We start from the raw sequence: 13453 nt of genomic DNA on the forward strand, positions 1-13453 counted from the left end.
CACCAACACGAAGTGGATGCGTCGCAACTCATGGCTGGCTCTTTACGGGCGATATGTGACCAATAGCGTCACCTGCCGCTGACCTTGTTTGCAGGGCCCGGCATCTGCGCTATAAGGCGGGCACAGATTGGAGCGAGGCCGCCATGAGCGAAAACATTTCCCTATCCGGATTGGCACGGCAGATGGTCGTGGCCGGCGTGTTGGATGAAAAAACAGCCCAGCAGGCGCAGGCCCAGGCTATTCGCGGTAAAACATCCTTTGTTACGTACGTGGTGCAGAACAAGTTAGCGAAAGGCCGAGCCATAGCAGAGCTCGCCTCCGAGCAATTCGGTGTCGCATTGCTCGACCTGTCCGCGCTGGATAAGGAGTCGCTGCCCAAAGATCTGATCAGCGAGAAGTTGGCGCGTCAGCACCGTGTCCTGCCGCTTTCAAAGCGCGGCACCAAACTCTATGTCGCCATCTCCGACCCCGCTAACCACCAGTCAATCGCCGATATCCAGTTCAGTACCGGGTTGACGATCGAGTCGATTCTCGTTGAGGACGACAAGCTGGGCGATGCGATCAACAAGCTGTACGAAAGCGGCACGACCGGGCTGGAGGAGCTGGGCGAGGTCGATCTGGACGGCGTCGATGTTGAGACCGTTAGCGATGATGGTAAAACCGAGGAGGGTGGTGAGGCTGCAGACGACGCCCCGGTCGTTCGCTTCGTCAATAAGATGCTGCTCGATGCGATACGCGGCGGCTCATCCGACCTGCATTTCGAGCCCTATGAGAAAGCATTCCGCGTACGGCTCCGTACGGACGGTATCCTTCACGAAGTTGCCCGCCCACCGATTCAGCTGGCCCCGCGCATTTCCGCGCGCCTTAAGGTGATGGCTGGGCTGGACATTTCTGAGCGCCGCAAGCCACAGGACGGCCGAATCAAGATGAAGCTGTCCAAGACCAAGGCCATCGACTTTCGGGTGAACACCCTGCCGACCTTGTGGGGCGAGAAGATCGTGATGCGGATTCTCGATCCGTCCAGTGCGCAGATGGGCATCGATGCGCTGGGCTATGAGGAGTCGCAAAAAGAGCTGTATATGAATGCGCTCAAGCAGCCGCAGGGAATGATTCTGGTGACTGGCCCGACGGGGTCGGGTAAGACGGTATCCCTATACACCGGCTTGAATATTCTTAATACGGTGGACGTGAACATCTCCACCGCCGAGGACCCGGTGGAGATCAACCTGGAAGGCATCAACCAGGTCAACGTTAATCCCAGGCAGGGCATGGATTTCTCCCAGGCGCTGCGCGCGTTTCTGCGTCAGGATCCGGACATCATCATGGTGGGGGAAATTCGAGACCTGGAAACCGCAGAGATTGCAATTAAGGCAGCACAGACCGGCCACATGGTGATGTCCACCCTGCACACCAATAGCGCAGCGGAAACCCTGACCCGTCTGCGGAACATGGGCGTGGCGGCGTTCAATATCGCCACCTCGGTCAACCTGATTATTGCTCAACGTCTGGCGCGCAAACTCTGCAACAGCTGCAAAAAAGAAGTGGAGTTGCCGCGCGAAGCCCTACTGGAAGAGGGTTTCCCTGCCGATAAGGTTGGCACCTTCAAAATTTACGGCCCGGTGGGCTGCGAAAATTGTAAGGGCGGATACAAAGGCCGTGTCGGTATTTATGAAGTGGTTAAAAACACGCCGGCCCTGGCCAGGATTATCATGGAAGACGGCAACTCCATCGACATTTCCACCCAGATGCGCAAAGACGGCTTTAACGATCTGCGAACCTCGGCTTTGGTCAAGGCCATGCAGGGCGTGACCAGCCTGGAAGAAGTCAACCGGGTGACCAAGGATTAACATGGCGCAAAAAGCGATAAAAAACAGTGTCTTTGCCTGGGAAGGTACTAACAGGCAGGGCGCTAAGATCAAGGGCGAGCTGAGCGGCGTCAGTCCTGCGTTGGTGAAGGCGCAGTTGCGCAAGCAGGGCGTCAATCCGCAAAAGGTTCGTAAGAAATCGGTGTCGTTGTTCAGCGCCGGTAAGAAAATCAAGCCGATGGACATCGCCTTGTTCACCCGGCAGATGGCGACGATGATGAAAGCCGGCGTTCCGCTGCTCCAATCCTTCGACATCATTGGTGAGGGTTTCGATAACCCGAACATGCGCAAGCTGGTTGATGATCTCAAGCAGGAGGTCGCTGCCGGTAACAGCTTCGCCACCTCGCTGCGCAAGAAGCCTCAGTATTTTGATGATCTGTATTGCAACCTGGTCGATTCGGGGGAGCAGTCCGGTTCCCTGGAAACCCTTTTGGATCGGGTCGCCACCTACAAGGAAAAGACCGAAGCGCTGAAGGCGAAGATCAAGAAGGCGATGAATTACCCCATCGCAGTAGTGCTGGTCGCAATCATCGTGTCGGCCATTTTGTTGATAAAGGTCGTTCCTCAGTTTCAGGATGTATTTGCCAATTTCGGTGCGGAGCTGCCGGCGTTCACGCTGATGGTCATCGGCCTGTCCGAGGCGTTGCAGGCATGGTGGCATGCGGTCCTGCTTGGCTTGTTCGGCGCCGCCTATAGCTTCAAGACCGCCCACGGTAAATCGGAGCGCTTTCGAAACTGGTTTGATCGGTTTTTGCTCAAGGTCCCGATTGTTGGCGATATTCTTTATAAGTCCGCGGTGGCGCGATTTGCGCGAACCTTGGCGACCACTTTCGCCGCTGGTGTCCCATTGGTGGATGCTCTGGATTCGGTTGCGGGCGCTACGGGCAACGTGGTGTTCCGAAACGCCACGATGAAAGTCAAGAGTGATGTGTCCAGCGGTATGCAGCTCAACTTTTCCATGCGCACAACCGGGACATTTCCAAGCATGGCGGTCCAGATGGCAGCCATCGGTGAAGAGTCCGGCTCGCTGGATGAAATGCTGGCTAAGGTCGCAACCTTCTACGAGGACGAAGTGGACAATATGGTTGATGGGCTTACTGCCTTGATGGAACCAATGATTATGGCGGTTCTCGGTGTACTGATTGGCGGCTTGATCATCGCAATGTACCTGCCAATCTTCCAGTTGGGGTCCGTGGTCTAAAATGGATGTAGCGACTTTTCTGGCCAACAACACGCTGGCCTTTGTTTTATGCGCGCTGGTGCTGGGTCTGCTGGTCGGCAGTTTTCTCAACGTGGTGATCCATCGCTTGCCGATCATGATGCAGCGGGACTGGCGCGCTCAGGCGCGTGAGTTTCTTGAGCTGTCGGCGGAGCCTGCTGCGACATTCAATCTCGTCCTTCCCCATTCCCATTGCCCTCACTGCGATCATGAGATTCGCCCATGGGAAAATATCCCGTTGGTGAGCTGGCTTGCCTTGCGGGGCAAGTGCTCGTCCTGTCGTGCGTCGATTAGCGGTCGGTATCCTCTTGTCGAGCTGCTTTGCGGGCTACTGTCCGCCTACGTTGCTTGGCACTTCGGTTTTTCCTGGCAGGCCGGTGCGATGCTGCTGCTGACCTGGGGCTTGCTGGCGATGAGCATGATCGATGTCGATCATCAGCTGCTGCCCGACTCCATCGTGCTGCCGCTGCTTTGGCTGGGGTTGATCGTTAATTACTTCGGGCTGTTCGCGCCACTGCCTGATGCCGTATGGGGTGCTATTGCTGGCTATTTAAGCCTGTGGTCCGTGTACTGGTTGTTCAAGCTCATGACCGGCAAGGAGGGCATGGGCTATGGCGACTTCAAACTGCTGGCGATGCTTGGGGCCTGGGGCGGCTGGCAAGTTCTGCCGCTGACCATTCTGCTGTCATCCGTAGTAGGCGCGCTGTTGGGTATTATCATGCTGCGCATGCGGAAGGCAGGCAGCGGTACGGCCATCCCCTTTGGTCCCTACCTGGCAATTGCCGGCTGGATCGCGCTGCTTTGGGGTGATCAGATCACCTCGGGTTATCTACAATTCGCGGGATTCTAAAACATCTCGGACGTCCCGCTTCTAGATAGCGGGGTGCAGACATCCAGAGCTGAGTTTTCGTCACAGAGCGTGGAGACAATCGAATCTGATGCGTCCGCCTCGCGACACTTCGATGAGGCGATGTGCCTTGTGGCGAAGTCAGAGCTATTGTCGGCTGAAGTCGGCTGTTTACTTGATCTAGGGTGGCGCCTCATCGCCCTCTGATCGGGCTACGCTCGGCCTGACCTCTTGCATCCTCGCTTTTCAGGCGTTACTACTGCGCGTCGTTTTCTTGCTGGACGGTTCGTGATGAAGCCCTGGGTGCTTGGTTTGACTGGCGGTATTGGCAGCGGCAAGAGTGCTGTGGCGGAGGAGTTTGGTCGTCTCGGGGTGCATTGGGTCGACGCCGACCATGCTGCGCGCTGGGTGGTCGAGCCGGGCAGGCCAGCGCTTGGGTTGATCGCTGAGCGTTTTGGCGAGACCGTTCTCGCCGCTGATGGCAGTCTGGACCGCGCGGTGCTGCGTGATCTGGTTTTCCGCGATCCGGATCAGCGCAAATGGCTCGAGCAGCTATTGCACCCGCTGATTCGCCAGGAGGTTGCTGAGCATCTCGCTCGGGCAAGTTCACCCTACGCCATTATGGTCTCTCCGCTGTTGGTGGAGTCCGGCCAGTATCGGCAGGTTGATCGCGTGCTGGTGGTCGATGTGCCTGAGGCTCTGCAGCTGGAGCGCGCCGCCCGGCGTGATCAATCCAGCGAAACGCAGATTCGGGCCATTCTCGAGGCGCAGGCCAGTCGCGAAGAGCGCTTGCGCCACGCCGACGACGTGCTGATCAATGATCGTGATCTGGCATGGTTAAAATCAGAGGTGGAACGTCTGCATAATTTCTATCTGACGCTACGAGGGGGTCAGGAATGAGTATAACGGTTGTTGAATGCCCTACCTGTGGCGCGCCGGTTGAGTGGAGCGTGAAGAGCCCTAACCGGCCTTTTTGTTCCGAGCGCTGCAAGTTGATCGATCTTGGCGCCTGGGCCTCGGAAGAGCATGCGATCCCGGGCAATGAACTCGAAGATGATCTGTTTTCCGATGATATGCCTCCCCGCCAGCACTGAGTCTGGTTCGGGTTGGGGTGTTGCTCTAATTGGGTCGCGTTGTTATGCGCTCAAGCCTGCTTGTTGCCGTCGTCTTTCCAAGGCGCTTGGAGATAACGGCTGCGGTTGAAGGTCTCCATCCAATCTGGATAGAACACCACCAGCGCGCTCACGATGGTGCCGTTGATGAACGCCTCGGGAAACATCAACAGCCAGATGTAGCCGGCAAAATCTTCCAGCCAGGGTGGCATTGGATAGCGGCCATCGATCAGCAGAACCCCCAGCCCCGCCAGAATGCAGAACAGCGCCGCGAGGCCGGCAGCAAAGAATCCGGAAAAGAAAATATACACAAAGAGGTTGCGGGGCTGGGTGCGCTCGACCGCAATCGCGCAAAGCTCCGTCACCGTAACGGGTATCAGCACCAGCAACACGCCGTTCAGGCCGAGGGCAGCCAGCTGTTGATGGCCCGTAACGGTGAGGCCCAGCTGAGCGGCAAAGGCTGCCAGTATCGCCAGTGGCCAATCCAGCAGTAGGGTCACAGCCGTCAGGCCAATGAAATGGACGGACAGCCCAGAATTGAAATCTCGGCGGACCAGCCATAGCAAAAAAATCGCCAGTACTGCGCCAAGCAGCAAATGTTGGCGGCGGGTGTCGCTGAACAGCTCCACCCAGGGTGTCCGCGCGCAGGCCCATGTCAACCCGCCGGCATAAAGCAACCAGCCCAGGAAAAGGCTGGTCGGTGCGAGCAGTTCCGCGGCAATCATCTTCAGGGCTCCTCGCGCCTGCGCTGGCTTTGCGGTCGCAGCTTCATCACTGCGGAACGATAGTCGACCCGCTCTCAGTCGTCCGAGCGGGGCGAGCTTCAGGGGGCGGGGTTTGGCTGTTCGGTGTGAATCGACTCGATGGCTTCGAGCACCTCGGTGGACAGCTGCAGCTCGGTACTGGCGATGTTACTGTCCAGTTGTTCGAGCGAAGTGGCACCGATGATATTGCTGGTGACGAACGGCTGCCGAGTTACATAAGCCAGCGCCATCTGGGCCGGATCCAGACCATGCTCCTGGGCCAATGCAACGTATCGGGAGCAGGCTGCTTGCGACTGCGGGTTGGTATAACGGGCAAAACGACTGAACATCGTGATCCGGGCTCCGGCCGGGCGCGCGCCTTGCTCGTATTTGCCGCTGAGCATGCCGAAGGCCAGTGGTGAGTACGCCAGCAGGCCGCACTGTTCGCGAATCGCGATTTCGGCCAGGCCGACCTCGAAGGAGCGGTTGAGAAGGTTATAAGGGTTCTGGATCGAAACAGTACGGGGCCAGCCCCTGGATTCGGCCAACTGCAGAAACTTCATGGTGCCCCAGGGCGTTTCGTTCGATAGTCCGATATGGCGGATCTTTCCGGCCTTCACCTGCTCGTCGAGCACCTCAAGGGTTTCCTCGATCGGCGTGACATCCTGATCCTGATCCTGATCCTGATGGCGATAGCCGAGCTGGCCGAAGAAATTGGTGCTGCGTTCCGGCCAGTGCAATTGATACAAGTCGATCCAGTCCGTTCGCAACCGCTGCAGGCTTGCATCCAGTGCGGTGACGATGTGCTGGCGGTTCATCTTTAGCTGACCGTCACGGATGTGGCTGATACCGTTGCCGGGTCCGGCAATTTTGCTCGCGAGAATCCAGTCGGCTCGGTTTCCGCGGGCTTTGAAATAATTGCCTATGTAGCGCTCGGTGGTGGAGTAGGTTTCCGCGCGCGGCGGCACAGGATACATTTCGGCGGTATCGAGGAAGTTGATGCCTGCGGCTTTGGCGCGGTCCAGCTGGGCGAACGCTTGGTCCTGGTCGTTCTGCTCGCCCCAGGTCATGCTGCCGAGGCATAGCGAGCTGACTTTCAATTCGGTGCGGCCGAGTTGGCGCAGTTCCATGCGGAATCCTTCTGTGCTATGAGGTTTGGTGGATCGGATTGCGGAGGCGGGCGATAAGTTTCGCTTCGTTCAGCGCCTCCGGGAAGTTCGAACGCGCGCTCGATTATGCCCCTGGCAACTATGGTGACGTAACCCTTGGCAATACGGCAGCCGAACGTGCTTGCTATTTTGCTGGTAATCCGGATAATTCCGCAGCCTGTCGCCGGGGATGCCTAGCCCGCTGACGCAAAACCAAGGTAGGGGATGCCTAGCCTACCGAACACTGCCGTAGCGGACGCGCTGACCCGAGCCCCCGATAGCGTCTGTTTCCGGCTGTCCTGGCTTGCCAGGGCGAGCACCATTCAGTAAGATTCGCCGTCTTATTTTCAGGGCGGCCCCTGAGGCTATAACGAATGAAGACTTTTACTGCTAAACCGGAAACCGTCAAGCGCGACTGGTTCGTCGTCGACGCTGCCGGCCAGACCCTGGGTCGTCTGGCAACCGAAATCGCTAGCCGCCTACGTGGCAAGCACAAGGCGGAATACACCCCTCACGTCGATACCGGTGATTACATCGTCGTTATCAATGCCGAGCAAGTGCGTGTTACTGGTGCGAAGACCACCGACAAGATGTACTACTCTCACTCCGGTTTCCCGGGTGGCATCAAGTCGATCAACTTCGAGAAGCTGATCGCCAAGGCGCCAGAGCGTGTGATCGAGACCGCGGTCAAGGGTATGCTGCCTAAGAACCCGCTGGGTCGCGACATGTATCGTAAGCTGAAGGTGTACAAGGGTGCTAATCATCCTCACACCGCTCAGCAGCCCCAAGAACTGAAGATTTAACGGAATAGTTCATTATGTCGGCGACTCAAAATTACGGCACTGGCCGTCGCAAGACTGCAACCGCGCGCGTATTCCTGCGCCCTGGTACTGGCAAGATTTCCATCAACAACCGTGAGCTAGACAACTTCTTCGGGCGCGAAACCGCTCGTATGGTGGTTCGTCAGCCGCTGGAACTGACCGAGACTGTCGAGAAATTCGATATCTACGTAACCGTTCTGGGTGGCGGTGTAAGTGGCCAAGCCGGTGCGATCCGTCACGGTATCACCCGTGCACTGATGGAGTATGACGAGTCGCTTCGTCCTGCTCTGCGCAAGGCTGGCTTCGTTACTCGTGATGCTCGCGAAGTTGAACGTAAGAAAGTCGGTCTGCGTAAAGCGCGTAAGCGTCCGCAGTACTCGAAGCGCTAATCCGCTTCCGCTTCACAAAAAACGCCCAGCTTATTCGAAGCTGGGCGTTTTTTTTGGGGCTTGTTTTGTGTCGTGCGACAGCATGTCGCGTTAACAGAGGCCCGGTTTTCGGGGCTTCGCGGCAAGTTGTGTCCGGTTATTACCTTGTCATGCGAGGGGCTTTTCTTTACCATTTGGCGAATTTTTCGCGGCTGATTTTACGTAGTAGATGCCTGCCTTCGGTAGGCCATAAGAAACTGATGGGAGACGACTGAATGAGCAATGACGGCGTGAATGCTGGCCGGCGTCGCTTCCTCGTAGCCGCTACTTCGGTAGTAGGTGCTGCAGGAGCGGTGGGTGCCGCGGTCCCGTTTGTGGGATCGTGGTTCCCAAGTGCCAAGGCCAAGGCAGCCGGTGCACCGGTTAAGGTAAATATCAGCAAGATTGAGCCAGGCCAGCAGATGGTGGCCGAGTGGCGCGGTCAGCCGGTGTTCATCGTGCGTCGTACCGAGGAGGCACTGGCTAACCTGGACAAGCTAACCGATACGGTCGCCGACCCGAAATCCGAAGCGTCCGAACAGCCGGCTTATGTCGATCCGACGGTTCGCTCGATCAAGCCGGAACTGCTGATTGTCGTCGGGCTCTGCACGCATCTTGGTTGCGCTCCCTCCTTCCGTCCTGAAGTTGCCGCGCCTGATTTAGGCGCCGATTGGCTCGGTGGTTATTTCTGCCCGTGCCATGGTTCAAAATATGACATGGCTGGCCGCGTCTACAAGGGGCAGCCTGCTCCCTTGAACCTGCCGGTTCCCCCTCACACCTACGAGACGGACTCTTTGGTCGTCATCGGCGTGGATCAGGAGAGCGCATGATGAGCAAGTTCATGGAATGGGTGGATGCGCGTTTCCCCGCGACCAAAATGTGGGAAGACCATCTAAGCAAGTACTACGCACCGAAGAATTTCAACGTCTTGTATTTCTTCGGATCCCTGGCGCTGCTGGTTTTGGTCAACCAGATCATCACCGGTATCTGGCTGACCATGAGCTTCGAGCCGTCCGCCGAGGGTGCCTTCGCGTCCGTCGAATACATCATGCGTGATGTGGAGTTCGGCTGGATCATTCGCTACCTGCACTCCACAGGCGCATCGGCGTTCTTCGTCGTGGTCTATCTACACATGTTCCGCGGCATTCTTTACGGTTCCTACCAGAAGCCGCGCGAGCTGGTGTGGATCTTCGGCATGATGATCTACCTCGCTCTAATGGCCGAAGCGTTCATGGGTTATCTGCTGCCTTGGGGGCAGATGTCCTACTGGGGCGCCCAGGTGATCATCTCGTTGTTCGGTGCAATCCCGGTGATCGGCGCGGATCTGACCCAGTGGATTCGTGGTGATTACCTGATTTCCGGTATCACGCTGAACCGTTTCTTTGCGCTGCACGTCATCGCGCTGCCGATCGTGATTCTTGGCCTGGTCGTGCTGCACATCCTGGCGCTTCACGAAGTCGGCTCGAATAACCCGATGGGTGTGGACATCAAGAAAACCAAGGACGAAGCAGGTATGCCGCTGGATGGCATTCCGTTCCATCCTTACTACACGGTCAAGGACATCGTCGGTGTGGTGGTATTCCTGTTCGTGTTCTGCGCCATCGTGTTCTTCTTCCCTGAGATGGGTGGCTACTTCCTAGAGAAGCCGAACTTCGAGGCTGCGAACGCTTTCAAGACGCCTGAGCACATCGCGCCGGTATGGTACTTCACGCCTTACTACGCGATTCTGCGCGCCGTTCCGGACAAGCTTCTGGGCGTTATCGCCATGGGTGCCGCCATCGCCGTGCTGTTCGTGCTGCCATGGCTGGATCGTAGTCCAGTCAAGTCCATGCGTTACAAGGGCTGGATGAGCAAGATCGCACTTGTGCTGTTCTGCATCTCCTTCGTCATCCTCGGCGTGCTTGGTGTGCTGTCTCCGACGCCTGAGCGTACGTTGGTATCTCGGATCTGTACTGCTATCTACTTCGGTTACTTCATCCTGATGCCGTTCTACACCAAGCTCGAGAAGACCAAAGTAGTTCCGCAAAGGGTGGCTGGCTGATGAAAAAGCAATTCGCTGCATTGATTCTTGCACTGGTGCCGGCATTCGGTTTCGCCGCTGGCGGTGGCGCTCACCTTGATGAGGTCGACATCGATCTGACCGACAAGGTGGCGCTGCAGGATGGTCTGAAGACTTTCGCCAACTACTGCATGGGCTGTCACAGTGCGCAATACCAGCGCTACGAGCGTGTCGCGACCGATCTGGGGATTCCAGCGGATGTGATGCTCGACAGTGTGGTTTTCAGTGGTGCCAAGATTGGCGATCACATGAAGATTGGGATGAAGCCGGACGACGCCAAGGCCTGGTTCGGCGCGGCTCCGCCGGATCTGACACTGGTAGCGCGAGTGCGTGGCAACGACTGGCTGTACTCGTACATGCGCAGCTTCTATGAAGATCCGGCGCGCCCTTACGGCGTCAATAACACGGTTTTCCCCAACGTCGGTATGCCGCATGTTCTCGCGCCGCTGCAAGGCCGCCAGGTTCTGCCGGGCAAGCTGCCTGAGGGCGAATCCGTAGCCTGCAAACAGGTTCAGGTCGTTGAAGATGGCCGCAAGCAGTTCGATCCGTTGACCGGTACCCCGATCACGCACGAAGACTGCAATGCCATGACAGTTGTGCCGGGCACCGGTGAGCTGACCGAGGCGGAGTATGACGAGAAGATCAAGAACCTGGTGACCTTCCTGGCTTACTCGGCGAACCCAGTCAAGCTGGAAAGTCAGCGCATCGGTACCTACGTACTGCTGTTCCTGGCGTTCTTCTTCGTCTTTGCCTATCTGCTCAAGCGGGAATATTGGAAAGACGTCCACTGATCCTTCGCTGTTTTGCGGTACTCTGCGCGCGCCCTTTTGGGCGCGTGCTTTTTTATGCCATCCCACAATTCCAATGAAGGAGGGACCCTATGGCCGCTACCAATCGGTTGGCCTGCTATTCCGATCCCGCCGACCATTATTCGCATCGGGTACGCTATGTACTCGCTGAAAAAGGCGTCAGCGTAGAGATAATAGACGTTGACCCGGCGCACTGTCCGGTCAGACTGACTGAGGTAAATCCATACGCCAGCGTGCCTACGCTGGTGGATCGTGATCTGGCGCTGTACGAGCCGAATGTGATCACTGAGTACCTGGAAGAGCGTTATCCGCACCCGCCATTGCTTCCGGTGTATCCCGTGGCCAGAGCCAATACCCGACTGCTGGTGCATAGGGTTCAGCGGGATTGGTGTGCCCTGGTGGATCGAATCGCCGATCGCCGTACTGCCGATGCGCCACGAGCGCAGGCGCGCAAGGAGCTGCGAGAAAGCCTGACAGGTGTATCGCCTGTGTTCGCTGAGAAGCCATTCTTCATGAGCGATGAGATCAGCCTGGTGGATTGCTGTCTGTTGCCGATCTTGTGGCGTTTGCCCAAACTCGGCATAGAGCTGCCGCGGGCCGCGAAACCGCTACTTGATTACATGGAAGTCAACTTTGCTCGAGAGGCCTTCCAGGTCAGTCTATCCGCCGTTGAGCGCGGCATGCGCTAAGAGAGGCTGTATATGACTTCAAGTCGTCCTTATCTGGTTCGGGCGCTGTATGAGTGGATCGTCGATAACGACTGCACCCCGCATTTGCTGGTCAATACTGATCACCCCGGCGTTCAGGTGCCGGATGGCTTTGCCAGTGATGGTCAAATCGTATTGAACGTGGCGCCAAGTGCTGTTCGCCATCTGCAGATGAACAACCAGGCGATCAGCTTCGAAGGTCGCTTCGGTGGTGTGCCCCACAGCCTGCATGTCCCATCTGCCGCGATCATGGCGATCTATGCCCGAGAGAATGGGCAGGGGATGGTGTTCGAGATCGAGCCTACCCCACCTGGCGACGATACACCGGCTGACGATTCGTCCGACACAGGCACATCGCCGCGTCCGGCTTCCGGCGGGCGTCCTAGCCTGAAGGTCGTCAAGTAAGTCCAGGAAAAGCGTGGCAACCTTGCAGGCTTGGCTGCCACGTGGGATCAGTTTGTAACTCGCTCAGTCGATGTATTCGAACAACTTGACGATGCGTTGTACGCCGGACACGCCTTGCACCACGCTTGTTGCGCGATTGCCTTCCTGGCGAGTGACGAGGCCAAGCAAATAGACGATGCCGTTTTCGGTGATGACTTTTATGCGTGACCCGGGAACGCTTGCGTCTGCGAGCATCTGCGCTTTGATCTTGGTGGTCAGCCAAGAGTCATTGCTGCGAGCCAGTGCGGAGGATGGCCTCAGTACCTGGAGTTCGTTATGCACACGCTTGACGCGCTGTACGGAGCTGGCGGCCTGCTCGGCCATCTGCTTCAGCTCCGCGCGTGGTGTCTGGCCGGCAAGCAACACCACACCGTTGTAGCTCGCGACGACAATATGTGAGCCCTGGTCGAGATCCGGATGGGCCTTGGCGATATTTACGGCCGCCTTCGTTTCGATGAGCGAATCGTCGATGGTGCTACCGATCGTGCGCGTCCCTCGGTCGTCATTGATGGGGTCATCGCGCGTGGCGTTGAGCACTGAGCTGCAGCCGGTAACGGTTAGGCATAGTGCAAGCGTAAATGTGTGCAGTCGAACCGAATTCATTCTTCGCTCCCGAACAGTTGGTTGTCGATCAGATCGCACAGGCAATGGATGGTCAGCAAATGGACTTCCTGGATACGCGCGGTCACTTTCGCCGGCACGCGAATCTCGACGTCCTCAGGTAGCAGCAGTGAGGCCATTCCGCCGCCGTCGCGGCCCGTAAGCGCGACCACCACCATCTCACGGTCGTGCGCCGCCTGTATTGCCTGTATGACGTTGGCCGAGTTGCCGCTGGTAGAGATCGCCAGCAGCACATCGCCCGGCTGGCCCAGCGCGCGGATCTGTTTGGAAAAGACCTCGTTATAGCTGTAGTCATTGGCAATGGAGGTCAATGTGGAGCTGTCTGTCGTCAGTGCGATCGCTGGAAGGCTGGGGCGCTCCCGTTCGAAGCGGTTGAGCAGCTCCGATGAAAAATGCTGAGCATCGCCAGCCGATCCTCCGTTTCCGCAGGTCAGAATCTTGCCTTCGCTGAGCAGCGTGTTGACCATGACTTGCCCGGCCTGTTCGATGCTGGGAGCGAGCTCCTCCATCGCGTTCTGCTTGGTTTCGATGCTGGCCTGGAAAAGCTGGCGTATACGGGATTGCATGTCCATCGGAGTTAAACCTTCAGGTGACGGGCTGGCTGCTTGGGCCGTGCCGTAGGGAAATCTTTGGGCGATGTGATCGTCGCGA

Annotated in this window: 16 protein-coding genes; 12 read left to right on the forward strand and 4 right to left on the reverse strand. The window is 57.5% G+C overall.

The features are described 5' to 3' along the window. The first annotated feature begins 143 nt into the window (after positions 1-143). The 5 genes from pilB to yacG all read left to right on the forward strand — a co-directional run bounded on the left by pilB (position 144) and on the right by yacG (position 5025). Entirely contained in the window at positions 144-1847 is a 1704-nt protein-coding gene (gene pilB / locus H3028_RS16510; RefSeq protein ID WP_181298322.1) for a type IV-A pilus assembly ATPase PilB, read from the forward strand. A gap of 1 nt (position 1848) precedes the next feature. Further along, positions 1849-3066 carry a type II secretion system F family protein gene (locus H3028_RS16515; protein WP_181298323.1) on the forward strand — a complete coding sequence of 406 codons (1218 nt, stop codon included), beginning with the start codon at positions 1849-1851 and terminating at the stop codon, positions 3064-3066. 1 nt (position 3067) lies between these two features. After that, positions 3068-3934, forward strand: coding sequence for an A24 family peptidase (locus tag H3028_RS16520; RefSeq protein WP_181298324.1), 867 nt, complete (start codon positions 3068-3070; stop codon positions 3932-3934). A 288-nt stretch (positions 3935-4222) separates the two neighbouring features. Continuing rightward, positions 4223-4831 (forward strand): dephospho-CoA kinase, encoded by a 609-nt coding sequence (gene coaE, locus H3028_RS16525; RefSeq protein ID WP_181298387.1) that lies wholly within the window; start codon positions 4223-4225, stop codon positions 4829-4831. Beyond that, positions 4828-5025 carry a DNA gyrase inhibitor YacG gene (gene yacG / locus H3028_RS16530; RefSeq protein WP_181298325.1) on the forward strand — a complete coding sequence of 66 codons (198 nt, stop codon included), beginning with the start codon at positions 4828-4830 and terminating at the stop codon, positions 5023-5025. The genes coaE and yacG overlap by 4 nt, the downstream gene beginning before the upstream one ends. A 50-nt stretch (positions 5026-5075) precedes the next feature. On the opposite strand, the gene H3028_RS16535 is transcribed toward yacG, so the two are convergent. Both H3028_RS16535 and H3028_RS16540 read right to left on the reverse strand, forming a co-directional pair. Next, on the reverse strand, positions 5076-5768 hold the full coding sequence (locus H3028_RS16535) for an energy-coupling factor ABC transporter permease (RefSeq protein WP_181298326.1): 693 nt from the start codon (positions 5766-5768) through the stop codon (positions 5076-5078). A gap of 98 nt (positions 5769-5866) precedes the next feature. After that, positions 5867-6916, reverse strand: coding sequence for an NADP(H)-dependent aldo-keto reductase (locus H3028_RS16540; protein ID WP_181298327.1), 1050 nt, complete (start codon positions 6914-6916; stop codon positions 5867-5869). A gap of 392 nt (positions 6917-7308) precedes the next feature. Here H3028_RS16540 and rplM point away from each other — a divergent pair, with 392 nt between their 5' ends. From rplM to H3028_RS16575, 7 genes are all read left to right on the forward strand, one after another. Next, positions 7309-7737, forward strand: a complete 429-nt coding sequence (gene rplM, locus H3028_RS16545; protein ID WP_019342644.1) for a 50S ribosomal protein L13 — start codon at positions 7309-7311, stop codon at positions 7735-7737. 14 nt (positions 7738-7751) lie between these two features. Further along, positions 7752-8144, forward strand: coding sequence for a 30S ribosomal protein S9 (gene rpsI / locus H3028_RS16550; RefSeq protein ID WP_158187526.1), 393 nt, complete (start codon positions 7752-7754; stop codon positions 8142-8144). 254 nt (positions 8145-8398) lie between these two features. Next, positions 8399-8992, forward strand: a complete 594-nt coding sequence (gene petA, locus H3028_RS16555; RefSeq protein WP_181298328.1) for a ubiquinol-cytochrome c reductase iron-sulfur subunit — start codon at positions 8399-8401, stop codon at positions 8990-8992. Beyond that, positions 8992-10203, forward strand: a complete 1212-nt coding sequence (locus tag H3028_RS16560) for a cytochrome bc complex cytochrome b subunit (RefSeq protein WP_168425294.1) — start codon at positions 8992-8994, stop codon at positions 10201-10203. The genes petA and H3028_RS16560 overlap by 1 nt, the downstream gene beginning before the upstream one ends. Then, complete coding sequence (locus H3028_RS16565; protein ID WP_168425221.1) at positions 10203-11012, forward strand: cytochrome c1; 810 nt, start codon at positions 10203-10205, stop codon at positions 11010-11012. The genes H3028_RS16560 and H3028_RS16565 overlap by 1 nt, the downstream gene beginning before the upstream one ends. A gap of 89 nt (positions 11013-11101) precedes the next feature. After that, a complete protein-coding gene (locus H3028_RS16570) occupies positions 11102-11719 on the forward strand; it encodes a glutathione S-transferase N-terminal domain-containing protein (protein ID WP_168425222.1) in 618 nt (205 codons plus the stop codon). A 12-nt stretch (positions 11720-11731) separates the two neighbouring features. Then, a complete protein-coding gene (locus tag H3028_RS16575) occupies positions 11732-12142 on the forward strand; it encodes a ClpXP protease specificity-enhancing factor (protein WP_181298329.1) in 411 nt (136 codons plus the stop codon). 63 nt (positions 12143-12205) lie between these two features. Here the strand turns inward: H3028_RS16575 and H3028_RS16580 are convergent, their stop codons facing one another. Together H3028_RS16580 and H3028_RS16585 are read right to left on the reverse strand one after the other, a co-directional pair. Next, complete coding sequence (locus H3028_RS16580) at positions 12206-12784, reverse strand: BON domain-containing protein (RefSeq protein ID WP_181298330.1); 579 nt, start codon at positions 12782-12784, stop codon at positions 12206-12208. Next, positions 12781-13374: a phosphoheptose isomerase gene (locus tag H3028_RS16585; RefSeq protein ID WP_181298331.1), complete on the reverse strand. Its 594-nt coding sequence runs from the start codon at positions 13372-13374 to the stop codon at positions 12781-12783. Before H3028_RS16585 ends, H3028_RS16580 begins: the two co-directional genes overlap by 4 nt. Positions 13375-13453 lie beyond the last annotated feature (79 nt).

Source organism: Pseudomonas sp. Q2-TVG4-2, from assembly GCF_013620795.1.
Lineage (GTDB): Bacteria > Pseudomonadota > Gammaproteobacteria > Pseudomonadales > Pseudomonadaceae > Stutzerimonas.